This window comes from uncultured Bradyrhizobium sp. (assembly GCF_936943645.1).
Taxonomy (GTDB): Bacteria; Pseudomonadota; Alphaproteobacteria; order Rhizobiales; family Xanthobacteraceae; genus Bradyrhizobium.
On record NZ_CAKZJO010000057.1, the window covers coordinates 58,108 to 83,532 of the forward strand.

Consider the following 25,425-nt stretch of genomic DNA (forward strand, 5'->3'; position numbering starts at 1 on the left):
AGGCTGCCACTGCGGATGCATTACTGGATTGCTTCGCTGCGCTCGCAATGACGGAGACTGGGGCGACGGCGTGCGTTAACAGAGACACCGCCGGCTCTGACACAGGATCCCCCGATGAAGCTCCCCGCCTCCCCCTTCACCGTCACCGACTGGAGCCAGGTCGAGCCGACCATGCATGCCGGCGAGACCGGACAGGCGCTGTGGCGCACGCTCAATATCGGCGAGCTCCGGGTGCGGATGGTCGAGTATTCGCCGGGTTATCTGGCCGATCATTGGTGCGACCGCGGCCACGTCATCTACGTCGTCAAGGGCGAGCTCGAGAGCGAGCTGCGTGACGGGCGCACCTTCAAGCTGACGGCGGGGATGAGCTACCAGGTCTCGGACTTCGGCGACGCCGCGCATCGGTCCTCGACGGCGACAGGGGCGACGCTCTTCATCGTCGACTGAGGTGTGCCCGACGGTTAATTTGCACCGCAAAATAGCAAAGTTGCGCGACGCTTCGGGCCACGGGTGGTGCCTTGAAGTGGCCCCAAATTCTCGCTATATTGTGATCATCGATACTTGGCCGAACGACTGGGCCGCTTCGCTTCGTTGCTGACGGGCGCGCACGCTTCAGATGAATTCTCCAAACATCGACTCATCAGGGATCACCGACGCATTGGCGCGTCATGATCTGCGTGCGTACTCAACCTAACTAAAGGAAATTACCCATGGCTATGGGCACCGTGAAGTGGTTCAACACCCAAAAGGGTTATGGTTTCATCCAGCCGGATGACGGCCAGAAGGACGTGTTCGTCCACATCAGCGCCGTCGAGCGCGCTGGCCTCTCCTCCCTCAACGAGGGTCAGAAGGTCTCGTTCGACATCGTCGCCGACCGCCGCAGCGGCAAGTCGTCGGCTGACAATCTCCGCGTCGGCTAAGGCCAACGCACCGTTCTGACCACGGACGTACCGGCAGAACGTTTGAGTTAGAAACCCCGCGACCGGGACCCGGTCTGCGGGGTTTTTGCTTTTGGGCAGGCAGACGGCGGTGCCGTAGGGCGGATTAGCGCAGCGTAATCCGCCAACACCTGCCTCGCCGCGGAGAGAGCGGCGGATTACGCCGGCGGCCTGCGCTCACGCGCATGCCGGCGGCTAATCCGCCCTACGAGACCTTTTTCAGAATTGAGACGAAGAACCCATCCGTCCCGGTTCGTCGCGGCGTCATCAGCCAGCCCTCGGCCGACTGCAGCGCGGCTTCGCCAAACGCCTCGGCCTTGTCCCAGAGCACGCTCGCGGTCTGCTCGGGCGGGACGACCGCGAATTCGGGATGACGGCTAACGAACGCCCTCACCTGCTCGTTGTTCTCCTCTGACAGCACCGAGCAGGTGATGTAGGCGATGCGGCCGCCCGACTTCACCAGCGGCACTGCGCGCTCCAGCACCTCGGCCTGGTCGCGCAGGCGAATCTCCAGCGCGCCCGGGCGCATGCGCCATTTTGCGTCGGGGTTGCGGCGCCAGGTTCCGGTTCCCGTGCAGGGCGCGTCGATCACGACGAGGTCGGCGCTGCCGCGGATATCCGCGAGCGGATCGACCTCGCCCTTGGGCGTGCGGACATCGGCATTGTGGACGCCGGCGCGCGACAGCCGTTCGTGAATGGGAGCAAGTTGCCGCTTGTCGCGGTCGGTCGCGATCAGCCGGCCCTTGCCCTGCATCAGGGCGGCGAGCGCGAGCGTCTTGCCGCCGGCGCCGGCGCAGAGGTCGATCACCTGCTCGCCGGGTTTTGCCGCGGTGAACTGGGCCGCCAGCTGCGATCCCTCGTCCTGCACTTCAACCGCGCCCTTGATGAAATCCTCTTCGGCCTGGATCCCGGGGTTGCGCGCGTCGGCCGAAAGCGCGATGCGGAGGCCCGTTGCAGACCATTGCGTCGGTTTCGCATGAAGATGAGCAAGCGCCTTCAGCACCTTGTCGCGATTGGATTTTAGCGTGTTGACGCGCAGGTCGAGCGGGGCCCGGCTCGCCATCGCGGCGGCCTCCGCCGCACGGTCGTCGCCGAACACCTTTGCCAGGTACGGATCGAGCCAATCGGGATAGTCGCCGGCGATCGCGGCCGGCGCATCCTTGAGGGAACGCGAGGCCAGCGCGGCCTGCTCGGCCGCAGTGAGCGGCGCCGGCGCGAAGCGGCTGCCGTCGAACAGGGCACCCATCGTCGCCGCGTCCATGTCGCGCTCGAGCCGGAGCATGCCGATCAGCCGCCCGCGCGCGGTATCTGCGTCCATCAGCCAAGCGCTCGAGGCGTAGCGGCGCAGCACGTCCCAGACCAGGCCGGCGATGGCGGCGCGATCGCCGGAACCGGCAAAGCGGTGCGCGGTGCCCCACTCCTTCAGCGCTTTCGCCGCGGGCACGCGGTCCTTCTCGATGGTGTCGATCAGTTCGATGGCTGCGGACAGCCGGGCAGCGGGAGTCATTTGAATCTTTCAGTGCAGGAATTGCGCGCAAGCGTCAGATCAGCAACAGCATCTTCAACGCGAAGTAGATCCACATCGCCAGCAGCACGAGGCAGCCGGCGAGCCAGACCGTGGAGCGGCGGCCGAGATCGTTCGAGGAGACGAACACGCCGGCATGGGCGAACCGCGTCACCACGAACACCCAGGACATCAGCACGATGAAGAGATCGGCATGGCGGAGCGGGAGCGCCAGCGCGATCAGAACGTAGAACAGGACCGGCAACTCGAACTGGTTGCGGTAGCAATTGGCGATTTGCGTGGCGCCCTTGGGCCAGTTCGGCTCGCCCAGCGCGATATCGCGGATCTTGGTCTCGCCCGCAACCAGCGTGCGGCGGCGCGCCAGCACCATGCCGATCAGCAGCGCGAAGGTGAGCCCCACCTGCACGAACACAGGCAGCAGAACCATCTGGATAGACATCGGAACTTTCCCGTAAGGCGGCACGCCGCGGACCGTCATTAGCCGCGTCTGCTGGTCCTGACAATCAACGAGTTGAACCGGCGTTCCCGTTTCCGCGACCAACTGCCGATAGTTAAAGCTATTTTGTCCCTTGGGACGCACGGCGAGCCAGTCATGAACACCCTGTCGAGCCTTTTGACCGAATCCGGCGACGGCCAGATCGGTATCCTGATGTCGGCCCTCTCTGGTATCGCAATGGCGCTTGCGGTCGCGCTGGCGATGACGGTCTACTTCCGCCTGAGCTACCGGACCTGGCGCGACGTCATCAGGCATGGTCTCGCCGGGGTCGCAGCGCTCGCGCTGTTCGCCTTTGCCGCCTACGACATGCGTCATGCTGCGGCGGCCTATCTCGGCCTCAACCCATCCAAGCCGGCGATCGAGTTCGAGATCCGCATGCCCCGGGAAACGCTCGCGGCGGTGTCCGACACCCAGATCGAGTTGCACACCGACCGCAACCAGACCCTGGCGCTGGTTGGCGGCGTGCAGGAACTCGGTGACGGACGCTCGGTCCTGCGTGGCGCGGTGGCGCTGAGCCAGCGCACCGCCGACCGCGTGCTGGTCGTGAACCTCCCCGGCAAGGGAACGTTCGAATTCCGCCTGCGCCTGCCGGCCGAGCCGCATCGCTCCGAGCAGTTCGGCCCCTGGCATCTCGCCGACCGCATCGCCTCGCCGATGACGGGCGCGGTCGCACCGCAAGACGGCTACACGATCCGCTATCGCGTGCTTTAAACTTTGTTCGCTGCGATCCGGGCCCGGGCCGTCATCGTATCGACGCGCGAGCGCGGCTAAGCTGATCGCATGCCCGAATTTCGCCTGACGCAGATTTCCGACACCCATCTCGGCCGGCGCTTCCCCGGTCTGATTGCCAACTTCCAGGCGGTCAGCGAGCGCGTCGACACTGAGCGGCCCGATCTCGTCGTCAACAGCGGCGACGTCGCCTTCGACGGGCCGACCGGCCGCGATGATGTCGTGTTCGCAAAAGGCCTGCACGATGCCCTGCCCGTCGCGTGCCGCTACATCCCCGGCAATCACGACATCGGCGACAATCCGACCGCGCTTGGCCCGGCGCCGAAGCCGCCGGTGAGCGAAGCGCACCGCCGGCAATTCTGCGACATCATCGGCGAAGACCATTGGTCGTTCGAGGCCGCGGGCTGGCGCTTCATAGGCCTCAATTCGCTGGTGATGAACTCAGGGCTCGCCTTCGAGGCCGAGCAGTTCGAGTGGCTGGCGTCCGAGATCGCGCGCGTGAACGGCAGGCCGGTCGCGCTGTTCGTGCACAAGCCGCTGTTCCTCAATTTGCCCGACGACCCCGAGACGCCGGAGACCTCGATCCGCTACGTGCCGCAGCCGGCGCGGGCGCGGCTGATCGAGATGTTTGCGCGTGTCGATCTGCGCCTCGTCGCCAGCGGCCATGTGCACCAGCGGCGCGACTTCACTTATCACCACACCCGCCACGTCTGGGCGCCGTCGGCCGGCTTCGTCATCAACGATCAGCGCCAGGACCGGATCGCGATCAAGGAGGTCGGGCTGGTCGAGTATCGCTTCCGCCCCGACGGTTTCGAGGTTCGCCACGTCAGGGCCGCGGGCCAGATCGATGTCGACATCGAGGAGCTCTTCGCCCAGATGGGCGGCGCGCATTAATTTCTCATTTTGACGCGTTTTCTTTCCGCGAACCGGTGCCCACTTCGCTGGAAAACGCTATGACGCGCTCGGCCGCTCAGGCGACGCTCTTGAGGTCCTGCTGGATCGCCGCGAGCAAGGATTGCAGCGCCTCGCTGTTCACTGGCTTGGCCGCGAGATCATTGGCGGGCGGCTGCCTGACAGGCAGCGCAGCCTTGACCGGGCGCTTCGGGAACGGCGGCGGCGGTGTCGGCATCGAGGGGCGGGTCAAACCGCCCTCATCGTCGACATGGACGAACCTGCCATGGATGACGTCGTCATGGCGGCCCATGATGAACATGGCCGTCCAATAGCCGGCGGCCAGAAGGATTACGCAGAAAACACTGATCTCTAACATCGCAGCACCTAAAATATGCCCGATGATTCAATGCCTTCGCGGTCCCGTCAATGAACGGCCGGTCACACCTGCGGGTTTTGCGGGCAGGTGTGACCATTTGGTGACTCTTTCTTAACTATCCCAATCGGGCGTGTGGCTCTCAAGCCACGAGAGTCCCACTCGCCTGTCGCGCTAGGCCTTGTCCGGCCCGACCCGGACCAGCTGCTTGCCGAAATTGGCGCCCTTCAACAGACCCATGAAGGCACCGGGCGCGCTCTCCAGACCCTCGGTGACGAACTCCTTGTACTTGACCTTGCCGTCGCGGACCCAGCCGGACATGTCGCGCAGGAAGTCGCCGTGGCGGGAGGCGAAGTCGGAGACGATGAAGCCGCGGAAGGTCAGCCGCTTGGTCAGGGTCGCACGCATCATGCTGGCAGCCCATTTCGGCGGCTTGGCCTCGGTGTCGTTGTAATGCGCGATCAGGCCACAGACCGGCACACGCGCAAACGGATTGAGCAGCGGAAACACGGCCTCGAACACGGCGCCGCCGACATTCTCGAAATAGACGTCGATGCCCTTGGGGCAGGCGTCCTTCAGCTTCGCCGCGAGATCGGGGTCACGGTGATCGATGCAGGCATCGAAGCCGAGCTCCTTCACCACGTACTCGCACTTGTCCTTGCCGCCGGCGATGCCGACCGCGCGCGCCCCCTTGATCCTGGCGATCTGCCCCACCGCCGAGCCGACCGCGCCGGAGGCGCCGGCGACGACGACGGTCTCGCCCGCTTGCGGCTTGCCGATGTCGAGCAGGCCCGTATAGGCGGTCATGCCGGGCATGCCGAGCACGCCGATGGAGGTCGAGATCGGACCGAGTTTCGGATCGACCTTGATCAGGCCCTTGCCGTTCGAGATCGCATGCGTCTGCCAGCCCGAGCGGATGCGGACGATGTCGCCGACCGCAAAGTCAGGATTGTTGGAGGCCGCGACCTCGCTCACCGCCTCGCCTTCCATCACGCCGCCGACCGGCACCGGTGCAGCGTAAGACGGACCATCGCTCATGCGCCCGCGCATATAGGGATCGAGCGACAGCCAGATCGTGCGCAGCAGCACTTCGCCCGCGCCGGGCGTCGGCACCGCGAATTCCTCCAGGCGAAAATCGGACGACTTGGGCTCGCCGACGGGGCGCGCAGCGAGAACGATGCGTTTGGCTTGCTGGGAATTGCTTTGGGACATGGCTTCCTCCGAATTGTATTTCGGCGTGGACCGAAGCGGACGCAGCGCGGCGCGTCAACTCAAAAGCGGTGGAGCGCATCAACGCAGCGACGCACGCAGCTCTCGTGTCCCGGGGACGCTGCGCTGCGTCCGGACCACGAGAGGAAAAACGGCGCCCCCGATCGCACAATCAAGGAAGTCGACGTCCTTCTCTAGAATTTTAAGTACCGGATTAGGGCCGCGCTGAGCCCACCAGTCTAGGCTGCACCAGGGATTTCGCTTCGCCTCTGCCTTGCACAGCGGCTTCGCCAACGAGATCAGCAGGCAAAACAAGAATCGGATAGGGAATGACGTCGCTGAGGCAGCAGATCGGGCAGATGGGTCTCGCAGCCCCGAAGAACGTGGGATGGAAAATCACGGCCGCTCTGGCGTCCTTGCCGGTCATGATCTTTGCGATCGGTCCCGTGCTCACAGCGTGGCTCGCGGACGAATCTCCCAATTTTGGTGAGGCGGCACACTATCTCGCAGGTTTCGTGCTCCTCTTCCTGCCAACGTGGATCGCGCTCTTTCTCAACCACCCCTGTGTCTTGTTTGTCTGCTTGCTGAATTTCCTTGCCTTCGCGACGTCCCTGCTCTGCCTCGCCGGCATATCCGTCAACAGCTGGGTCAGCCTTGATTGCCAAGCGCTCTGGGCAATCCTGGCGACGCCAGTCGCGCTGATCTGGTCATTGATGGGCAGTAAGCAACCGGCTGCGGCGGAGCAGGATCACTCCGCTCCGCCGATCTCATCACATGAACTTGCGTCGGCGGACTAGCCCCCGCCCGGATAGTTCGGGCTCTCGCGCGTGATGGTGACGTCGTGGACGTGGCTTTCGCGCAAGCCCGCGCCGGTGATGCGGACGAACTGGGCCTTGTCGTGCAGCTCATTCATGTCCTTGGCGCCGACATAGCCCATCGCGGCGCGCAAGCCGCCGGCAAGCTGATGCATGACGTTGCCGACCGGGCCCTTGTAGGGCACCTGGCCCTCGATGCCTTCAGGCACGAGCTTGAGCGTGTCCTTGATGTCCTGCTGGAAGTAGCGGTCGGCCGATCCCCGCGCCATCGCGCCGACCGAGCCCATGCCGCGATAGGCCTTGTAGGAACGGCCCTGCCACAGGAACACTTCGCCCGGCGTCTCGTCGGTCCCGGCGAGCAGCGAGCCGACCATGGCGATGTCGGCACCGGCGGCGAGCGCTTTGGCAAGATCGCCGGAGAACTTGATGCCGCCATCGGCGATGACGGGAATGTCGGCCTTCTTCGCCGCCTCCACCGCGTCCATGATCGCGGTGAGCTGGGGAACGCCGACGCCGGCGACGATGCGCGTGGTGCAGATCGAGCCCGGGCCGATGCCGACCTTGATGCAGTCGGCGCCCGCGTCGATCAGCGCCTGCGTGCCTTCGGTGGTGGCGACGTTGCCGGCGACGACCTGCACCGAGTTCGAGAGGCGCTTGATGCGGTTCACCGCATGCAGCACGTGGCGGGAATGGCCGTGCGCGGTGTCGACGACGACGAGGTCGACGCCGGCGTCGATCAGCCGCTCGGTCCGCTCGAAGCCGTTGTCGCCGACCGTGGTGGCGGCAGCGACGCGCAGGCGGCCCTGCGCATCCTTGCAGGCGAGCGGATGGGCGACCGCCTTCTCCATGTCCTTCACGGTGATCAGGCCGACGCAGCGATATTGCTCGTCGACGACCAGCAGCTTCTCGATGCGATGCTGGTGCAGCATGCGCCGCGCTTCGTCCTGGCTGACATTCTCGCGCACCGTGACGAGGCCTTCATGCGTCATCAGCTCGGAGACTTTTTGCCGGCGGTCGGTGGCAAAGCGCACGTCGCGGTTGGTGAGGATGCCGACCAGCTTGCCGGGCGTGTTCTTGCCGGCGCCGGTGACGACGGGAATGCCGGAGATGCCGTGGTCGCTCATCAGCTTGAGCGCATCATCGAGCGTGGCCTCGGGGCTGATGGTGAGCGGGTTCACCACCATGCCCGACTCGTAGCGCTTGACCTGCCGTACCTGGGCGGCCTGCCCTTCGGGATCGAAATTGCGGTGGATGACGCCGAGGCCGCCGGCCTGCGCCATGGCAATCGCCATGCGGGCTTCGGTGACGGTGTCCATGGCCGAGGCCATGATCGGGATGTTGAGCGGGATGGCGCGGGTGACGCGGGAGCGGATGTCGACCTCGCCCGGCATGACGTCCGACAGGCCCGGCTTCAGCAGCACGTCGTCGAACGTAAAGGCTTCGCGGATGCCCTGAAGTTGCACCGTGGCCATTTGCCAACTCCTTCCTGCGGCCTTGCCGCAAATGCTAATGGATGAGCGCCGCCCTCGGCGTACCTTGCGGCATCGCCTTGAGAATCGGAGCCCATCGGTGGGGTTGACGCGGGTCGATAGCACGGCCGCGTGACGAATCAAAGCAATTCGGACCGCTGGCCAGCCATGCACAGGCTTTTTTGGGCGGTTTCGGCCAAGCGGCGGCCCCGGCCAGCGTCATTCCGGCCTGCGCCAAGCTGCGCGCCCGGAATGACCGAGGGGGTCACACCGTTGTTACGCGGGATTTAGGTGCTATGCGTCGATCCGCAATGGTCGCAGGCGGGCGGCGATGATAAGCCGCAAGCACCCCTTCCTTCCGATTTCCCTTACCAATCCGTCATGGTCGACAAGCAACGCATCATTCCGCTGATCGTCGCCACTGCTCTCTTCATGGAGAACATGGACTCGACCGTCATCGCCACCTCGCTGCCGGCGATCGCGGCCGACATCGGCACCAGTCCGCTGACGCTGAAGCTTGCGATCACATCCTATCTTCTGTCGCTCGCGGTATTCATCCCGGCGAGCGGCTGGACTGCCGACCGGTTCGGCGCGCGGATGGTGTTCGCGATCGCGGTCGGGGTGTTCATGGTCGGCTCGGTCGGCTGCGCGCTGTCGTCCTCGGTCACCGATTTCGTGTTCGCGCGCATCCTGCAAGGTATGGGCGGGGCGATGATGACGCCGGTCGGGCGTCTCGTGCTGCTGCGCTCGGTGGACAAGAGCGCGCTGGTCAACGCCATGGCATGGGTGACGGTCCCTGCCCTGATCGGTCCGGTGATCGGGCCGCCGCTCGGCGGCTTCATCACGACCTATGCATCATGGCACTGGATCTTCCTGATCAACATCCCGATCGGGCTGCTCGGCATCTTCATGGCGCTGAAGTTCATCGACCCGATCAAGAGCGAGGAGCGCGAGCCGTTCGATCTCTACGGCATGGTGCTCGCCGGCATCGGGCTCGCAGGCATCGCCTTCGGCCTGTCGGTTGCCGGGCTGAACCTGCTGCCGTGGAGCACCGTCGCGGCCCTGATCGCCGGCGGCGCGATCTCGATGACGCTCTACGTCATGCACGCCCGGCGTACCGGCTCGCCGGTGCTCGATTTCTCGCTGCTGAAGCTGCCGACGCTGCGGGCAGCCGTGTTCGGCGGCTTCCTGTTCCGGCTCGGCATCGGCGCGCTGCCGTTCCTGCTACCGCTCCTGATGCAGATCGGCTTCGGCCTGTCGCCGTTCCATTCCGGCCTCGTCACCTTTGCCTCCTCGCTCGGGGCCATGGGCATGAAGACGCTGGCGGCACGCCTCATCCGCACCTTCGGCTTCCGCAACCTGATGACGGTGAATGCGATCGTCAGCGCGTTCTTCCTCGCGGTGTGCGCACTGTTCACGGTGACGACACCCCTGCTCATCATCATGGTGATCCTGGTGGTCGGCGGCTTCTTCCGTTCGCTGGAGTTCACCGCGATCAACACAGTCGCCTATGCCGACGTCGAGACTGCGCAGATGAGCCGTGCCACCACCCTCGTCAGCGTCAACCAGCAGCTTGCGGTCTCCGCGGGCGTCGCCGTCGGCGCCGCCTGCGTGGAGACGACGATGTGGTTCCACCATGTCACCGAGATCGACGCGACCGTGTTCGCACCGGCCTTCCTCGTGGTCGCGCTGACCTCGGCGGCGTCGAGCTGGTTCTTCTGGCAGATGCCTGCGGATGCCGGCCACGAGATCTCCGGCCGCCAGGCGGTCGAGATCGCGAGCCGCAAAGGCGCCGGCAAGGGCGCGGCCAAGGCCGGCGTCAAGGCGGCATCCGAGGATACGCAGGACGTGCGGGATCAGCGGCTTGGCTAGAAGCTGCGGCGGCCCAGGCGTCTCAGGACCGGGTCGCCGGCTGCAGCGGAACCAGGGCGTAGCCGACCCCGCGCACGGTCGCGATCGGCGCTGCGACACTGCCAAGCTGCATCTTCCGGCGCAGCCGCACGATCAGATTGTCGACCGTGTGCTCGCTGATCTCCCTGGGATCGCGGTTCGAGATGACGTCGAGCAGGAAGTCGCGACTGAGCGGCTGCGTCATGTGCGAGGCCAGCGCCACGAGGATGTTGAACTCCCCCGCGGTCAACTGCACCATGCTGCCGTCGGGGCGGAACAGCTCGCGCCGGACCGGATCGAGGATCCAGCCGTCGAAAGTGATGATCGACTCCGTCGTTCGCCGCAGCACGCTGCGGATGCGGGCCAGCAGCGTGCGCAGGTTGATCGGCTTGGAGACGTAATCGTCTCCGCCGGCATCGAGCCCGGACAGCATGTCGTCTTCGGAGTCGCGGCTGGTGACGAAGATCAGGCCGCATTGTTCGCCGAGCCGCAGCTCGCGCGCCAGCACGATGCCGTCCGCGTCCGGAAGGTTGATATCGAGCAGGACGATGTCCGGCCGGAACGTGGGCAAGGCGGCGCGCAGCTCGGCGCCGGTCGCAACGCCATGCGCGGCCATGCCCTGTTCCTTCAGGAACGAGGTCAGCATCAGCCGGATTTCCGGCGCATCCTCAACAACGAGCACACTGGTCGACATCGGCTTTCCGAACTCACCTCTGACGGCTACGTCCGCCGCGGCGCCTCATCCGACAGCGCCCTGCTCCCTCAAAACGAGACCGATCTGCCGGCGGAGCGCGTTGACGGCTTCGTCCCGGTCGCGAAGCCCCGCCAACACCGTCCTTGCGGCGATCATCGCGTCATCGGCGCTCGCGGCAAGTTCGGGCATGCGCAGATTGGCCGCGCTGCCCTTGATGCGGTGAGCGATGCCTACCAGCTCCTTCGGCGTCAGATCGCTTCGCGCCAGGGCGCGGTCCAGCTCCAGCAGGCTGTCGGCAAACAGCCCCTGGAATTCGTCGATGCGATCCCGCCCGAACACCTCTTCGAGCGTGAATGCGCTGTCGGGTGCTTCCGCGGCGAGGAACGCCTCGATTTTCCAGATGACCTCCTCCGCAGACAGCGTCGCCGCAAGCACGAGATCGGCGCCTTCCTCCAGCATCCGGGCGCTTTCCTCCGGCGCGGACGCCGCGATGATGAAGATGCGCTTGCCATGATCCGGGGCACGCGAACGCAAGCCCGGCACGAATCCGGGCGGCGGGGCGACCGCGACGATCGCTGCGAATTCGCGCGCCGCCAGCATCGCACCGGCGGCCTCGAACGAGCCGGCCGGAAAGACGCGAAAGCCGAGACGCCGAAGCGGATCGTGGGTTGCCTTGCGCCCGTCCCCCACCACGAGGACATCTCCGCCCGCATTGAGCGGCGCGCCGGGCCCGGCAACAGACCAGCGCCGGCTCGCCAGCGCGGTCTCGATCGTACGATGCAGGGCCGCAACGTCGATCGGCTTGGCCAGATGCCCATCCATCCCCGCCGCGCGACAGGCCTCGACATCCTCCACCATGACGTTGGCGGTCAAAGCCACAATGGGGACCTCGCTTTGTGGCGAGGCCAGCGCGCGAATGCGCCGCGTGGCCTCCAGCCCGTCGACGTCGGGCATCTGCACGTCCATCAGCACGGCGTCGAAGCGCGCGCTGCGGACCAGCTCGATCGCCTGCTCGCCCGACTTGACCAGCGCGGTCCTGTGACCCGCCCGCTCCAGCATGCCGCGCGCGACGGCCGCATTGATCTGGAGGTCCTCGACCAGCAACAGGTTCAAGGGCCTCGCTGGCGCAGGCACCTCGTCCGCGGGATCGCGCATGGCCGGCCCCTCGGCCGCCGGCAGCGGCAACGAGAAGCGGAAGCGGCTGCCGAGCCCCGGTGTGCTCTCGGCTTCGATCTGCCCCTTCATGCCCTCGACGAGCCGCTTGCAGATCGCAAGGCCAAGGCCCGTGCCGCCAAAGCGCCGGCGGATCGAGGCATCGCCCTGCGCGAAGGATTGAAAGAGCCGGGCCTGTTGCTCCGGCGGAATGCCGATACCGGTGTCCTCGACGCAAAAGACCACAACCGCCTCGTCCTGCACGCGCACCGCGGAGACCTCGACCGTGACGCCGCCCCGGCTGGTGAATTTCAGGGCGTTGCCGATCAGGTTGAAGAGAATCTGCCGCAACCGCGACTGATCGCCGAGCACCCAGCGCGGCACCGCCGGCGAAATCGCGAGCTGCAGCGTCAGCCCCTTCTCGTGCGCGCGCGGCGACATCAGGTTGACGATCTCGCGCAGCCCTTGCCTGACATCGAACGGCGCACGCTCGTAAACATCGGCCTGTCGTTCGAGCTTCGAAATATCGAGGATGTCGTCGAGGATCTTGAGCAGTCCCTGCGCCGAGGAACGAATGGTCGAGACCCGCCGGCGCTGGGACGGCGGCAATGGATCATCCAGCGCCAGCTTCGCCATGCCGAGGATTCCGTTCATGGGCGTGCGAATCTCGTGGCTCATGACGGCCAGGAAGTCGGCCTTGACGCTTGCTGCCGCCTCCGCCGCGTCCTTGGCTTCGCGCAAATCGAGGTTGATCTGCTGCTCGCGCGCAATGCGCAGATATTCCTCGCGCCTGAGACGGTTGAACTGGGTGCGCGCCATCGCACCGACGACGTAGCCGACCAGTATGACCAGCCCGATGATCGTCAGGTCGAGCGGGCTTTCCGGGTCGGGTCTGAGCACCGCCCAGAACAACAGGCTGACCGTGGGCGCGTAAGCGCTCAACAGAGTGACCCAGCGGAAGCGCCCGGGGACACAGAGGTTGAGCGCGATGGCGATCAACGGCAGCAGCAATCCGCCGTGACGGGTCAGGCTCGGCTGGTCGAACACGAGCGCATTGAGCGAAAAGAACGCAATCTGGTGCACATAGGTGATCGCGACGATGCGGGCGTATCGCGTCGTCCGCAGCATGGCGAGCACAGCGGCAAGCGCCGCGAGCGCGATCAGGATCCGGATCTCGGTGAAGAATGCCAGCCGCGGGCCGGTCAGCATCAGGACATCCAGCGGCGCGAACGACAGGCTCGCGGCCGTCTCGGCGAGGATGCAGAGCAGCGCCATCGCGCGCGCCGACTGCCAGACGCTCGCGGAGAACGCCTCCTCCATCTTGCCGTCGCGAAATTCGCCGCTCGGCCCTATGACCCCGCGAAGGTCGAATTCTACCGCCGGCATTCCGGCCCCATCTCTTCGCCCATCAACCACGCGCATCCTTTGCAGGAGCGACTCGCTCTCGTCCAGCGACAATTCCGGCGCGCCCCTCGCACCGCGCCCGTGATCAACGGCGGTTGATGTTGAGATCGGATTCACTTGGCTAACAGGCTCGCGCGACGTCTTCCTCGGTCCAGTCAACAACGTCGGTGGCGCTTCTTCCTGCTTCGCCTAACGCAGTCGCAAGCAGGTCGGCTCGCACAAAGCCCATCGGTCGTGCTGTAGCCCGAAACGCGTTGGCTCCTGGCCGTCGCCGCCGCATTTCTGATGGTTCACGCCGCCGCTTTGATCATCCAGGCGCGCGCGTCCGCGGAACGATTCGTCCCGGGAGAGTTGCCGATCCCGCAGTTGTGCGATCAGCCCCGCGCCTACGTCCCGCCGCGAAACCCCGTCGCCAGCACGTAGCGTTCGGAGGAATCCTGCCGGCTCGCGGCCGGCTTGACGTGGCGCACGGTGGCGAAGTCGCGCTTGAGCTGGGCGAGCAGATCGGCGTCGGCCCCGCTCTGGAAGGTCTTTGCCAGGAAGGTGCCGCCGGGCTTGAGCACGTCGCAGGCAAAGGCGGCGGCGGTCTCGACCAGGCCGACAATGCGAAGCTGGTCGGTCTTGCGGTGGCCGGTGGTGTTGGCGGCCATGTCGGACATCACGACATCGGCGCCGCCGCCGAGCATCGTTGTGAGCTTTTCGGGCGCGTCATTGTCCATGAAGTCGAGCTGAGCGAAATCGACGCCGGGAATCTCGGGCATCTCCAAGAGGTCGATCGCGACGACCTTGCCCTTGCCTTCGGTCGAGCCGACGCGCTTGGCGGCGATCTGGCTCCAGCCGCCGGGCGCGGCGCCCAGATCGACCACGGCCATGCCTGATTTCAACAGCCGGAACTTGTCGTCGATCTCCAGCAGCTTGAACGCAGCGCGCGAGCGATAGCCCGCGGCCTTGGCCTTGGCGACATAGGGATCGTTGAGCTGGCGCTCGAGCCAGAGCTTCGACGACAATTTGCGCTTGCCGCCGGTCTTGACCTGGACGTGCAAGCGGCCGGTGGTGTCTTTCGCCATCTCACCAGCTCCTGAGCGCGCCGTCCTCGCGCATCATCTCGACCAGCATGCCCTCGCGCAGGCCCCGGTCGGCGACGCGCAGGCGCGGCAGCGGAAAGGCGCGGCGGATGGCGTCGAGGATGGCACAGCCGGCGAGCACGAGATCGGCACGCTCGACGCTGATGCAGCTGTTGCTCGCGCGCTCCTCGTAGCTCATGCCCAGCAGCTTGTTGATGGTCGCGGTGATGTCGGAATCGTTCATCCAGATGCTGTCGATGCGGCGGCGGTCGTAGCGCGCGAGATTGAGATGGATGCCGGCGAGCGTCGTCACCGTGCCCGATGTGCCGAGCAGGTGCATGTCGGCGAGTTCGCCGCCATGCTCTTCGGCGAACGGCGCGACATGGTTCGCGACCTCCTGCTCCATCGCAGCGTAGATCTCCGGCGTCACATCGCGGCCGCCGAACTGCTCGGCGAGCGTGACCACGCCATAGGGGATCGACATCCAGGCCTTGATGCGCGGCTCCGGATTCTGAGCGTCGCGCTCGATCCGCACCAGCTCGGTCGAGCCGCCGCCGATGTCGAACAGGATCGCGCCGCGTCCCCTGGGATCGACCAGCGGCGAGCAGCCGACCACGGCGAGCGCGGCTTCGGTCTCGCGGTCGATCACCTCGAGCTCGATGCCGGTCTCGGCCGCGACGCGGCTGCGGAAGCCTTCCGCATTCGAGGCCGCGCGGCAGGCTTCGGTTGCGATCAGCCGCAGCCGGCGCGCCTTGCGCAGATTGATCTTGTCGCGGCAGATGCTGAGCGCGGCGATGGCGCGATCGATCGCGGCTTCGCTGATCGAGCCGGTCGCGGAAACGCCCTCCCCGAGCCGGATGATGCGCGAGAAGGAATCGACGACGCGAAAGCCGTCCTGGGTCGGACAGGCAATCAGCAGCCTGCAATTGTTGGTGCCGAGGTCCAGCGCCGCATAGACGCCGGTTCCCGCTTGCGCGGGGATAGCGGGATCGGTGGCCAACGCCACCGCCGCCATCGACCCCTCCAGCTCACCGTGCGGCGCATGGCCGTCGCGGAGCCGCGTGTGGTCATTCATACAAACTGTCTTTCCGCGGCCGGTCGGGCCGGTCTGGAATTGCTTTTTCGCCTGAAACATTAGCAGCGCGGCGGGTATGCGCAACAACGCATCACATGGGACCATGCCCATTCGTGCGTTGTCGTGAACGGGGCGGTGGGTTATCTCAGTAGAGTCCGGTGCCCCGCTGCCGCGAAAATGCGCAAATGCCGGCTTTTCAGGTCAATTCCATGCAAGAACACACCAAATCGTCCACGCTCGAAAACGCTATTGCACTGCAAAAATATGGTGTCGGGCAGCCCGTCCGCCGCAAGGAGGACGACACGCTGGTGCGCGGCAAGGGCCGCTATACCGACGATTTCAACCTGCCCGGCCAGGCCTATGCCGTGGTCGTCCGTTCCACCCACGCCCATGGCACCATCCGCGGCATCGGGATCGATGCCGCCAAGGCGATGCCGGGCGTGCTCGGCGTGTGGACCGGCAAGGATCTCGATGCCGCCGGCTACGGCCCCTTCACCTGCGGCCTGCCGCTGAAGAGCCGCGACGGCTCGCCCCTGCTGCAGACCAACCGCCAGCCGCTGGCGACCGACAAGGTCCGCTTCGTCGGCGATCCCGTCGCCTTCGTGGTGGCGGAGACGCTGGCGCAAGCCCGCGACGCCGCCGAGGCGGTCGAGCTCGACGTCGAGCCGCTGCCTGCGGTGACGGATCCCGAGGAAGCGTCCAGGCCCGGCGCGCCGCAGCTCTACGACCACATCCCGAACAATGTCGCGCTCGACTACCATTATGGCGACATGGACAAGGTCAACGCGGCCTTTGCCAGCGCCGCGCATGTCACCAAGATCGACATCGAGAACACCCGTGTCGCCGTGGTCTCGATGGAGCCGCGCGTGGGTCTCGCCTCCTACGACAAGAAGACCGAGCGTTACACGCTTCAGGTCCCGACCCAGGGCGTCGCCGGCAATCGCGCCAACCTCGCCAAGAACCTGAAGGTGCCGAACGAGAAGGTGCGCATCCTCACCGCCAATGTCGGCGGCTCCTTCGGCATGAAGAACATCAACTATCCCGAGTACATGTGCATCCTGTACGCGGCGAAGGAATTGAGCAAGCCGGTGAAGTGGCTCGACGAGCGCTCCACCAGCTTCCTCTCCGACAGCCACGGCCGTGCGCAGAAGATCCATGCCGAGCTCGCGCTCGATGCCGAGGGTCATTTCCTCGCGGCCAAGCTCGAAGGCTACGGCAATCTCGGCGCCTACATCACCGGCGTCGCGCCCGGCCCGCTCTCGCTCAACACCGGCAAGAACTTTTCCAGCGTCTACCGCACGCCCCTGATGGGCGTCGACATCAAGGTGGTGCTGACCAACACCACGCTGATGGGCGCCTATCGCGGCGCCGGCCGGCCCGAAGCGAACTATTACATGGAACGCTTGATCGACCGCGCCGCCGACGAGATGGGCATCAACCGGCTGACCTTGCGCAAGCGCAACTTCATCAAGCCGAACCAGATCCCGTTCGCGGCGTCCTCCGGCGTCACCTATGACAGCGGCGACTTCCAGGCCGTGTTCAACAAGGCGCTCGAAATCTCCGATCACGAGAATTTCGCCAAGCGCAAGAAGGAGAGCAGGAAGGCCGGCAAGCTGCGCGGCATCGCGGTCGGCTCCTATCTCGAGGTCACCGCGCCGCCGAGCCCCGAGCTCGGCAAGCTCGTGTTCGACGCGGATGGCACCGTGCAGCTCATCACCGGCACGCTCGATTACGGCCAGGGCCACGCCACGCCGTTCGCACAGGTGCTGAGCGCGCAGCTCGGCATTCCCTTCGACAGCATCAAGCTCGTTCAGGGCGACAGCGACATCGTCCACACCGGCAACGGCACCGGCGGCTCGCGCTCGATCACCGCGAGCGGCCAGGCCATCGTGGGCGCGGCCAAGCTCGTCATCGAGAAGGGCAAGCGCGCCGCGGCGCACATGCTCGAAGCGTCCGAAGCCGACATCGAATTCGAGGGCGGCAGCTTCACCATCGCCGGCACCGACCGCAGCATCGGCATCATGGAGCTCGCTAAAAAGCTGCATGACGGCAAGGTGCCGGACGGCGTGCCTGACAGTCTCGACGTCGACCACACCAGCGATCCCGTCGCCTCGGCATTCCCCAACGGCTGCCACGTCGCCGAGGTCGAGATCGACCCCGAGACCGGCGTGGTGCAGATCGTGCGCTACAGCGCGGTCAACGATTTCGGCACGGTGATCAACCCGCTGCTGGTCGCGGGCCAGCTCCATGGCGGCGTCGTGCAGGGCATCGGCCAGGCGCTGATGGAGCACATCCGCTACGACGAGAGCGGCCAGCCGATCACGGGCTCGCTGATGGACTACGCCCTGCCCCGCGCCGAGGACGTTCCCAACATGACGATCGGCGATCACCCGGTACCCGCCACCACCAACCCGCTCGGCAGCAAGGGCTGCGGCGAAGCCGGCTGCGCCGGCAGCCTGTCGACGGTGGTGAATGCCGTGCTCGACGCGCTCTCCGACTACGGCATCAAGCAGATCGACATGCCGCTGACCCCGGAGCGCGTGTGGCGCGCGATCCAGGACGCGAAGGCAAAGGCGGCGTAGTTGTGGTTCACCTCTCCCCGCTTGCGGGGAGAGGTCGAAGCCGGAGCGCAGCGGGGCGAGGTGAAGTGGCTACGCCGCCGCCTGCTCGCGCGGCTGGTAGATCGCGGTGTGCTGGCAGTGCGCGATCGGCGTCGTGCCGTTGGCGACGACGAGCGCGTCGAGCTCGACGAAGCGGTGGCCCTTCTTCTCGTAGTTCGCGGTGACCTTGGCTCGCGCGGTGATCTCGTCGCCGGCGCGCGCGGCGGACAGCAATTGCATGCGGCTGCCGACGTGGATCCACGGGCCCAGGATCGTGTTGTCCACCAGCACGCGGTTCATGACGCGCTGGATCAGGCCGGGATGGCCGAGCCCCTCGCGCGCGAAGATCGGCTCGGTCTCCCTGATATCGGTGAGATAGTCCGCCGCATCCTGCCCGGCCCATCGGCGCGGCGCGGTGCCCAGCCATTTGCCTATCTCGAAGGTTGCAGGACTGACCGGCTTGCGCTCGGCCACAGCAGGGACCGCGACATAGTCGCCAAGCGACGCCGCCGGTGCGGCCGCCGGCAACGAGGCCGTTCCCGTCGCGCAGAGCTCGGTGCGGCTGAAGACTTCGATCGTCAGCAGCTCACGGTGCTCGGTCGCGTCGACGTCGGCGGTCTCGCCGTCATAGACCGGCTTGATGAAGCGCGCCTCGACCAGCCCGCGATTTAGGAAATCGCGGCCCCAGCGCGCGATAGGCACGTGCATCATGTAGGCGAAGACGTCCACCCCCGGCACCAGCCCGCCGGAAAAGCCGAAGCGGCGCGCCACATTGTCGTCGTGCATCTTGTTTTCGGACTGCTTGGCGGTGTTGTAGGCCTCGACGCGCCAGGTTTCGAGCCGGTTCGGCATGGGGTCATCTTCCCTATGTTCTTGTTGTTTCCAGGCCGATCGTAGGGCCCCGGGAACAGCGGTCAATCCCCTCGCCTTTGCGGCCCGAATGGGGTACCACGCGGCGGAATGACCGACACCCCCACCCGCATCTATGTCGATGCCGACGCCTGTCCGGTGAAGGACGAGATTTACCGCGTGGCGCTCCGACATGGCGTGCCCGTCAGCGTCGTCGCCGGCAATTTCATCCGTGTGCCCCACGATCCCTTGATCGAGCGCATCGCCGCTGGCCCCGGCATGGACGCGGCCGATGATTGGATCGCCGAACGCGCCAGGCCCGGCGACGTCGTCGTGACCTCGGACATTCCGCTGGCGAGCCGCTGCGTCAAGGCCGGCGCCGACGTGATCGCACCGAACGGCAAGCCGTTCACCGAGGAGTCGATCGGCATGACACTGGCGGTGCGCAACCTGATGACCGATCTGCGCTCGGCCGGCGAGGTCACCGGCGGTCCACGCGGGTTCTCGCCGCGCGATCGCTCCGCTTTCCTCTCGGCGCTCGACCAGACGCTGCGCCGGATCCAGCGCCGCCGCGCCGATCAGGCCGCAACACAACAAGGCTGACGATGGCGCCCCCGCTGATCCAACTCAAGGACATCAAGCTGACCTTCGGCGGCACGCCGCTGCTGTCGGGTGTCGAGCTCAACGTCGCGCCGGGCGAGCGCGTCTGCCTGATCGGCCGCAACGGCTCCGGCAAGTCGACGCTGCTCAGAATTGCGGCCGGCCTGGTCGAGCCCGACAGCGGGACGCGCTTCGTGCAGCCGGGCGCGACCGTGCGCTATCTGCCGCAGGAGCCCGACTTCGGCGACCACAAGACCACGCTCGCCTACGTCGAGTCGGGGCTCGCGCCCGGCGACGACCAGCACCAAGCGCGCTATCTGCTGGAGCAGCTCGGCCTTACCGGCGACGAGAACCCGCACAATCTCTCCGGCGGCGAAGCGCGCCGCGCGGCGCTGGCCTATGTGCTCGCGCCCTCGCCCGACATCCTGCTGCTGGACGAGCCGACCAACCATCTCGATCTCGCCACCATCGAATGGCTGGAACAGGAGCTCGACTCCAGGCGGAGCGCGCTGGTGATCATCAGCCATGACCGCCGGTTCCTGACCAATCTCTCGCGCTCCACGGCATGGCTCGACCGCGGCAAGATCAAGCAGATCGACCGCGGCTTTGCCTCGTTCGAGAGCTGGCGCGACGAGGTGCTGGCCGAGGAAGAGCGCGACCAGCACAAGCTCGACCGCAAGATAGTCGACGAAGAGCATTGGCTGCGCCATGGCGTTTCCGGGCGCCGCAAGCGCAACGTCAAGCGCCTCGCCAATCTGCATGCGCTGCGCGACCAGCGCCGCAACTATCGCGGCACCGCCGGCACCGCCAGCCTCGCGGCGGCTGAGGCGGACCAATCCGGCAAGCTGGTGATCGAGGCCAAAGGGATCACCAAGGCTTATGGCGAGCGCAAGATCGTCGAGAATTTCTCGACCCGCATCCAGCGCGGCGACCGCCTCGGCATCATCGGCCCGAACGGCGCCGGCAAGACCACGCTGGTCAATCTGCTCACCGGCGGCATGCAGCCTGACTCCGGCACCATACGGTTAGGGGCCAATCTGGAGACAGCCACGCTCGACCAGCACCGGGAAAGCCTCGACCCCAAATCGACGCTGGCCGAGGCCCTGACCGGCGGCCGCGGCGATCAGATCATGGTCGGCGGCAAGCCGAAGCACGTCGTCGGCTACATGAAGGATTTTCTGTTCGCCCAGGAGCAGCGCGGCACCCCGGTGGAGGTACTGTCGGGCGGCGAGCGCGGCCGCCTCATGCTGGCGCGCGCGCTGGCAAAGCCGTCCAACCTGCTGGTGCTGGACGAGCCGACCAACGATCTCGATCTCGAAACCCTCGACGTGCTCGAGGAGATGCTCGGCGACTACGAGGGTACCGTCATCCTGATCAGCCACGACCGCGATTTCCTCGACCGCGTCGTCACTTCGGTAATCGCGCCTGAAGGCAACGGCAAGTGGATCGAGTATGCCGGCGGCTACAGCGACATGCTGACCCAACGCGGCGCGGACCTCAAGCGCGAGACAGCGAAGGCGCAAGCCCCTGCCGAGAAGAAGGAGGAGCGCGCTGCGGCTCCCTCGTCCGCGCCGAAGCGCAAGCTGAGCTTCAACGAGAAGCACGCGCTGGAGACGCTGCCGAAGAAGATGGAGACGTTGCAGGCCGACATCGCCAGACTGCAGCGCGTGCTCGACGATCCCCACCTCTACGCCAAGGATCGCAAGAAGTTTGACGATACCTCGGCTGCCATCGCCAAGGCGCATGACGAACTGTCCGCGGCCGAAGAGCGCTGGCTCGAACTTGAAATGCTCAGAGAAGAGATTGAACAGGCCTAGCGCGCATTCCGCAAAAGTGGGTACCGGTTTTGCGATCAGAATGCGCGCCAACCAAGAGACTTCAATGACCAATCCCCTCGCCGCCAAGATCGCCCGTGAATACGGCACGCCCTGCGCCGTCATCGACATGGACAGGGTCGAGCGTAACATCGCACGGATCCAGAAGGCCTGCGACGAGGCCGGAATCGCCAATCGCCCCCACATCAAGACGCACAAGAACCCGACGATTGCGAAGATGCAGGTCGCGGCGGGCGCCAAGGGCATCACCTGCCAGAAGATCGGCGAGGCCGAGATCATGGCCAATGCCGGCATCGACGACATCCTCATCAGCTACAATCTCCTCGGCGAAGAGAAGATGGCGCGTCTCGGCGCGCTGAATGCCAAGACCAACATGACGGTCGCCGCGGACAATTCGACCGTCGTCGCGGGCCTGCCCAAGGCCGCCGCAGCGTCAGGCCGCACGCTCTCGGTCGTCGTCGAGTGCGATACGGGCCGCAAGCGCGCAGGTGTCGAGACGCCGGCGGAAGCGATCGCACTGGCGCGCGAGATCGCCGCATCCAAGGGGCTCACGTTTGCCGGCTTCATGCTGTATCCGACCGAGACCGGCTGGGCCGATGCGCAGAAGTTCTACGACGAAGCTCTGGCCGGCGTGCGCGCGCACGGCCTGGACGCAAAGATCGTCTCGACCGGCGGCACACCGAACCTCAAGAACATCGGCAAGCTCAAGGGCGGCACCGAGCACCGCTTCGGCACCTACATCTACAACGACCGCATGCAGGTCGCCGCCGGCTCCGCCACCTGGGACGATTGCGCGCTGCACATCTATTCGACGGTGGTGAGCCGCGCCGCGCCCGAGCGCGGCATTCTCGATGCCGGCTCGAAGACGTTGACCACGGACACCGGCGGCCTCGACGGCCACGGCCTGATCCTCGAGCACCCGGAAGCCAAGATCGCAAAATTCGCCGAGGAGCACGGCTTCCTCGACCTCTCCCGCAGCAACACCCGCCCCAACGTCGGCGACGTCGTCCGCATCGTGCCGAACCACGTCTGCGTCGTCGTCAACATGATGGACGAGGTCGTGATGGTCCGCGGCGAGGAGATCATCGGCACGCTGCCGGTGGCGGCGCGGGGCAAGCTGCGGTAGCTGTTCGCGCCCGCGCATCCTTCGAGGCTCGGCTTCCGGTGCGTCCGCGCCGGAAACCTCGCATCTCAGGATGACGCTCTCTCAAGCTATGCTCTGCGTGAGACCACGCTCTCGCGTAGCCGTCACCCTGAGGTGCCGGAGCGCAGCGGAGGCCTCGAAGGGCGGCGGCGTTCTATAAGCGTTTCAGCCAACCGAGCACACCCCTGCCCGTCGCAGCTCCCGTCGCAAACGACGCCTGCAACAAATAGCCGCCCGTGGGCGCTTCCCAATCCAGCATCTCGCCGGCGGCGAACACGCCGGGCAGCTTGCGCAGCATGAAGCTTTCGTAGAGTTCATCGAAGGCAATCCCGCCCGCGGTCGAGATCGCGCGCTCTATCGGGGCGATGCCGCTGAGCTGAACCGGAATCGCGTTCACCAAATGCGCAAGCTCGGCCGGCGAGAACATTGCCAACGTCCGGCCGGAGGCAATGGCCGCTTCCTGCATCAAACCGATGCCGACCGGCGACACTTGCGCGGCCTTACGCAGGAAGTTCGCGAGCGATTGCTTGCCACGCGTCCCAGACAGCCGCATGGTTAGCGCTGCCGTATCGAGATCCGGCCGCAACGCGATCATCAGCGTCGCCTGCCCAAGACCCAGCACCGCCTCGCGCAGCTCGGCCGACAACGCGTAGATCGCCCCGCCCTCGATACCGCCGCGCGTGATCATCGCTTCGCCGCGCACCGTGTGCGCACCGACCGTCAACGCCACGCCCTTGAGCGGCTGGCCTTCGAAGCGATCGCGGAACACATTCGACCATGCGACCGTGAAGCCGGAATTGGCCGGCCGGAGCTTTGAGATGGTGATGCCTTTGGCCGCAAGGAGTTCGACCCAGCCGCCGTCCGAGCCGAGCCGCGGCCAGCTGGCTCCGCCAAGCGCCAGCACGGTCGCATCAGCCATCACGGCCTCCTCCCCACCGGGCGTTCGAAACTGCAGCCGCCCCTCGCCGTCCCAACCCGTCCAGCGATGGCGGAATGCGAACCGCACGCCGCCGGCATCGAGCCGCCGCAGCCAGGCGCGCAGCAAAGGCGAGGCCTTGAACGCCTTCGGAAACACGCGGCCGCTGGTGCCGACGAAGGTCGGCTCGCCCAGCGCCTCGCTCCAGGCACGCAGCGCCTCCGGCGAGAAGGCGTCGATTGCGGCTTGCAGCTTCGGGGCGGCCTCGCGGTACCGCGCCATGAACTGCGGCAGCGGCTCGCTATGCGTGAGATTGAGCCCGCCGCGGCCCGCCATCAGGAATTTGCGCCCCGCGGACGGCATGGCGTCGTACACGGTGACGCCGGCACCGCCCCGCGCCAGCACCTCCGCCGCCATCAGCCCGGCGGGACCGGCTCCGATGATTGCGATGTGGGATTCGGTTGGGATCATGGCGGGAGTTTAGGGCAGGCAGGCGCTGCGGAGTAGGTCGTCATGCCCGGGCTTGTCCCGGGCATCCACGAGAGCCACGCGGGCGGTCCCAAGAACGTGGATGGCCCGGCCATGACGGAGAGTGTGGTTCCGGGCTCGCGCGACACGCACCCCGGAATGATAACTCAGAGCTTGATCCCCGCCCGCGCCGCGGCCTGCGCGACGTATTTCTGCGTCTGCTCGAACGCGCCCGTCAGCGCCTTTGCCTTCGACATGTCGCTGATCTCGGCGAAGTGCGCGGCGACGGCGTCCGGGGTCCATTCGGATTCCGGCAGGTTGATGCCTTCGCTCTCCAGGATCTTGATCACCGCGAAGGAGCCGGCGCCGGCACCCATAATCGTGCGGGTCGGCGCGTCCTCGCTGAGCATGTACTCGACCGCGGGCGTGATTGCGTTCGGCTTCATCAGCTGCAGCGCCTGCGGCGGCAGCAGCTCCTCGGTCATGCGGGTCGCCGCCGTCGGCGAGATGATGTTGACGCGGATGTTGGTCTTGCGACCTTCCTCCGCCAGCACGTTCATCAGGCCGACCATGCCGGATTTCGCCGCGCCGTAATTGGCCTGGCCGAAATTACCATAGAGGCCGGAGGACGACGTCGTCAGCACGATGCGGCCGTAGTTGCGGTCGCGCATGCCAGCCCAGGCCGCCTTACAGCAATAGAAGGTGCCGACGAGGTGCACATCGAGCACCTTCTGGAAGTCGGCGGCTTCCATCTTGCCGAACGACTTGTCGCGCAGGATGCCGGCATTGGCGCACATCAGGTCGACACTGCCCCATTCCTTGGTGGCGCGCTCGACCATGGCGGTGACCTGCTCGAAATTCGAGACATCGGCGCCATCGGCCATCGCGGTGCCGCCGGCTTTGCGGATCTCCTCGACCACGGCTTCCGCCGGCGACAGCGAGCCGCCGGTGCCGTCGCGCGCGCCGCCGAAATCGTTGACCACGACCTTGGCGCCGCGGCTGGCCAGCCCCAGCGCATGCGCCTTGCCGAGACCATTGCCTGCGCCGGTGACGATGGCGACGCGTCCGTCGAACCTGATTGCCATGAGTGCGTTTCCTTTCTTCCTTCTCCCCTTGCGGGAGAAGGTGGCGCGCAACGCGCGCCGGATGAGGGGTATCTCTCGGCAGCCGAGCTCGCGGAGAGAGACCCCTCACCCGGCTTCGCATCCCGCGAAGCCACCCTCTCCCGCAAGGGGAGAGGGTGCACCGAGCGCGATTTGGACAGCTTTTGAGCAGCGATGGATGGC

General features: G+C 66.1%; 22 protein-coding genes. 10 read left to right on the forward strand and 12 right to left on the reverse strand.

The window, feature by feature from the left end:
- The first annotated feature begins 114 nt into the window (after positions 1-114).
- Complete coding sequence (locus Q0743_RS16625; RefSeq protein ID WP_298242593.1) at positions 115-447, forward strand: DHCW motif cupin fold protein; 333 nt, start codon at positions 115-117, stop codon at positions 445-447.
- 263 nt (positions 448-710) lie between these two features.
- Positions 711-920 carry a cold-shock protein gene (locus Q0743_RS16630; RefSeq protein ID WP_008141931.1) on the forward strand — a complete coding sequence of 70 codons (210 nt, stop codon included), beginning with the start codon at positions 711-713 and terminating at the stop codon, positions 918-920.
- Between the two features lie 223 nt (positions 921-1,143).
- On the opposite strand, the gene Q0743_RS16635 is transcribed toward Q0743_RS16630, so the two are convergent.
- Positions 1,144-2,445: an RsmB/NOP family class I SAM-dependent RNA methyltransferase gene (locus tag Q0743_RS16635; protein ID WP_298242594.1), complete on the reverse strand. Its 1,302-nt coding sequence runs from the start codon at positions 2,443-2,445 to the stop codon at positions 1,144-1,146.
- 34 nt (positions 2,446-2,479) lie between these two features.
- Positions 2,480-2,902 (reverse strand): MAPEG family protein, encoded by a 423-nt coding sequence (locus Q0743_RS16640; protein WP_298242595.1) that lies wholly within the window; start codon positions 2,900-2,902, stop codon positions 2,480-2,482.
- A 153-nt stretch (positions 2,903-3,055) separates the two neighbouring features.
- Here Q0743_RS16640 and Q0743_RS16645 point away from each other — a divergent pair, with 153 nt between their 5' ends.
- Positions 3,056-3,670: an acriflavin resistance protein gene (locus Q0743_RS16645; protein WP_298242596.1), complete on the forward strand. Its 615-nt coding sequence runs from the start codon at positions 3,056-3,058 to the stop codon at positions 3,668-3,670.
- Positions 3,671-3,739: 69 nt separating this feature from the next.
- Complete coding sequence (locus Q0743_RS16650) at positions 3,740-4,582, forward strand: metallophosphoesterase (RefSeq protein ID WP_298242597.1); 843 nt, start codon at positions 3,740-3,742, stop codon at positions 4,580-4,582.
- A 76-nt stretch (positions 4,583-4,658) separates the two neighbouring features.
- Here the strand turns inward: Q0743_RS16650 and Q0743_RS16655 are convergent, their stop codons facing one another.
- Together Q0743_RS16655 and Q0743_RS16660 are read right to left on the reverse strand one after the other, a co-directional pair.
- On the reverse strand, positions 4,659-4,958 hold the full coding sequence (locus Q0743_RS16655; RefSeq protein WP_298242598.1) for a hypothetical protein: 300 nt from the start codon (positions 4,956-4,958) through the stop codon (positions 4,659-4,661).
- A gap of 171 nt (positions 4,959-5,129) precedes the next feature.
- Positions 5,130-6,167, reverse strand: a complete 1,038-nt coding sequence (locus Q0743_RS16660; protein ID WP_298242599.1) for an NADP-dependent oxidoreductase — start codon at positions 6,165-6,167, stop codon at positions 5,130-5,132.
- Positions 6,168-6,493: 326 nt separating this feature from the next.
- On the opposite strand from Q0743_RS16660, the gene Q0743_RS16665 reads away from it, so the two are divergent.
- Positions 6,494-6,961 (forward strand): hypothetical protein, encoded by a 468-nt coding sequence (locus Q0743_RS16665; protein WP_298242600.1) that lies wholly within the window; start codon positions 6,494-6,496, stop codon positions 6,959-6,961.
- Here the strand turns inward: Q0743_RS16665 and guaB are convergent.
- Positions 6,958-8,451 carry an IMP dehydrogenase gene (gene guaB / locus Q0743_RS16670; RefSeq protein WP_298242601.1) on the reverse strand — a complete coding sequence of 498 codons (1,494 nt, stop codon included), beginning with the start codon at positions 8,449-8,451 and terminating at the stop codon, positions 6,958-6,960. The two genes, Q0743_RS16665 and guaB, sit on opposite strands and share 4 nt — an antisense overlap.
- A 378-nt stretch (positions 8,452-8,829) precedes the next feature.
- Here guaB and Q0743_RS16675 point away from each other — a divergent pair, with 378 nt between their 5' ends.
- Positions 8,830-10,320 carry a DHA2 family efflux MFS transporter permease subunit gene (locus tag Q0743_RS16675; RefSeq protein WP_298242602.1) on the forward strand — a complete coding sequence of 497 codons (1,491 nt, stop codon included), beginning with the start codon at positions 8,830-8,832 and terminating at the stop codon, positions 10,318-10,320.
- A gap of 22 nt (positions 10,321-10,342) precedes the next feature.
- On the opposite strand, the gene Q0743_RS16680 is transcribed toward Q0743_RS16675, so the two are convergent.
- From Q0743_RS16680 to Q0743_RS16695, 4 genes are all read right to left on the reverse strand, one after another.
- Positions 10,343-11,032 (reverse strand): response regulator transcription factor, encoded by a 690-nt coding sequence (locus Q0743_RS16680; RefSeq protein WP_298242603.1) that lies wholly within the window; start codon positions 11,030-11,032, stop codon positions 10,343-10,345.
- A 45-nt stretch (positions 11,033-11,077) separates the two neighbouring features.
- A complete protein-coding gene (locus Q0743_RS16685; RefSeq protein WP_298242604.1) occupies positions 11,078-13,570 on the reverse strand; it encodes a sensor histidine kinase in 2,493 nt (830 codons plus the stop codon).
- 404 nt (positions 13,571-13,974) lie between these two features.
- Complete coding sequence (locus tag Q0743_RS16690; protein WP_298242605.1) at positions 13,975-14,655, reverse strand: RlmE family RNA methyltransferase; 681 nt, start codon at positions 14,653-14,655, stop codon at positions 13,975-13,977.
- A gap of 1 nt (position 14,656) precedes the next feature.
- Positions 14,657-15,727 (reverse strand): Ppx/GppA phosphatase family protein, encoded by a 1,071-nt coding sequence (locus tag Q0743_RS16695; RefSeq protein ID WP_298242606.1) that lies wholly within the window; start codon positions 15,725-15,727, stop codon positions 14,657-14,659.
- Between the two features lie 209 nt (positions 15,728-15,936).
- On the opposite strand from Q0743_RS16695, the gene Q0743_RS16700 reads away from it, so the two are divergent.
- A complete protein-coding gene (locus tag Q0743_RS16700; RefSeq protein ID WP_298242607.1) occupies positions 15,937-18,309 on the forward strand; it encodes a xanthine dehydrogenase family protein molybdopterin-binding subunit in 2,373 nt (790 codons plus the stop codon).
- Positions 18,310-18,378: 69 nt separating this feature from the next.
- Here Q0743_RS16700 and Q0743_RS16705 read toward each other — a convergent pair whose 3' ends face one another.
- Positions 18,379-19,179: a hypothetical protein gene (locus Q0743_RS16705; protein ID WP_298242608.1), complete on the reverse strand. Its 801-nt coding sequence runs from the start codon at positions 19,177-19,179 to the stop codon at positions 18,379-18,381.
- Positions 19,180-19,287: 108 nt separating this feature from the next.
- Between Q0743_RS16705 and Q0743_RS16710 the strand changes: the two genes are divergently transcribed.
- From Q0743_RS16710 to Q0743_RS16720, 3 genes are all read left to right on the forward strand, one after another.
- Positions 19,288-19,779, forward strand: coding sequence for a YaiI/YqxD family protein (locus Q0743_RS16710; RefSeq protein WP_298242609.1), 492 nt, complete (start codon positions 19,288-19,290; stop codon positions 19,777-19,779).
- A 2-nt stretch (positions 19,780-19,781) separates the two neighbouring features.
- Positions 19,782-21,593, forward strand: a complete 1,812-nt coding sequence (locus Q0743_RS16715) for an ABC-F family ATP-binding cassette domain-containing protein (RefSeq protein WP_298242610.1) — start codon at positions 19,782-19,784, stop codon at positions 21,591-21,593.
- A 64-nt stretch (positions 21,594-21,657) separates the two neighbouring features.
- A complete protein-coding gene (locus Q0743_RS16720; RefSeq protein WP_298242611.1) occupies positions 21,658-22,737 on the forward strand; it encodes a D-TA family PLP-dependent enzyme in 1,080 nt (359 codons plus the stop codon).
- A gap of 172 nt (positions 22,738-22,909) precedes the next feature.
- On the opposite strand, the gene Q0743_RS16725 is transcribed toward Q0743_RS16720, so the two are convergent.
- Positions 22,910-24,142 carry a TIGR03862 family flavoprotein gene (locus tag Q0743_RS16725; protein ID WP_298242612.1) on the reverse strand — a complete coding sequence of 411 codons (1,233 nt, stop codon included), beginning with the start codon at positions 24,140-24,142 and terminating at the stop codon, positions 22,910-22,912.
- A 164-nt stretch (positions 24,143-24,306) separates the two neighbouring features.
- The gene (locus Q0743_RS16730; RefSeq protein WP_097661180.1) at positions 24,307-25,224 is read right to left on the reverse strand and encodes an SDR family NAD(P)-dependent oxidoreductase; all 918 of its coding nucleotides are present in this window, start codon (positions 25,222-25,224) and stop codon (positions 24,307-24,309) included.
- Between the last annotated feature and the right edge of the window lie 201 nt (positions 25,225-25,425).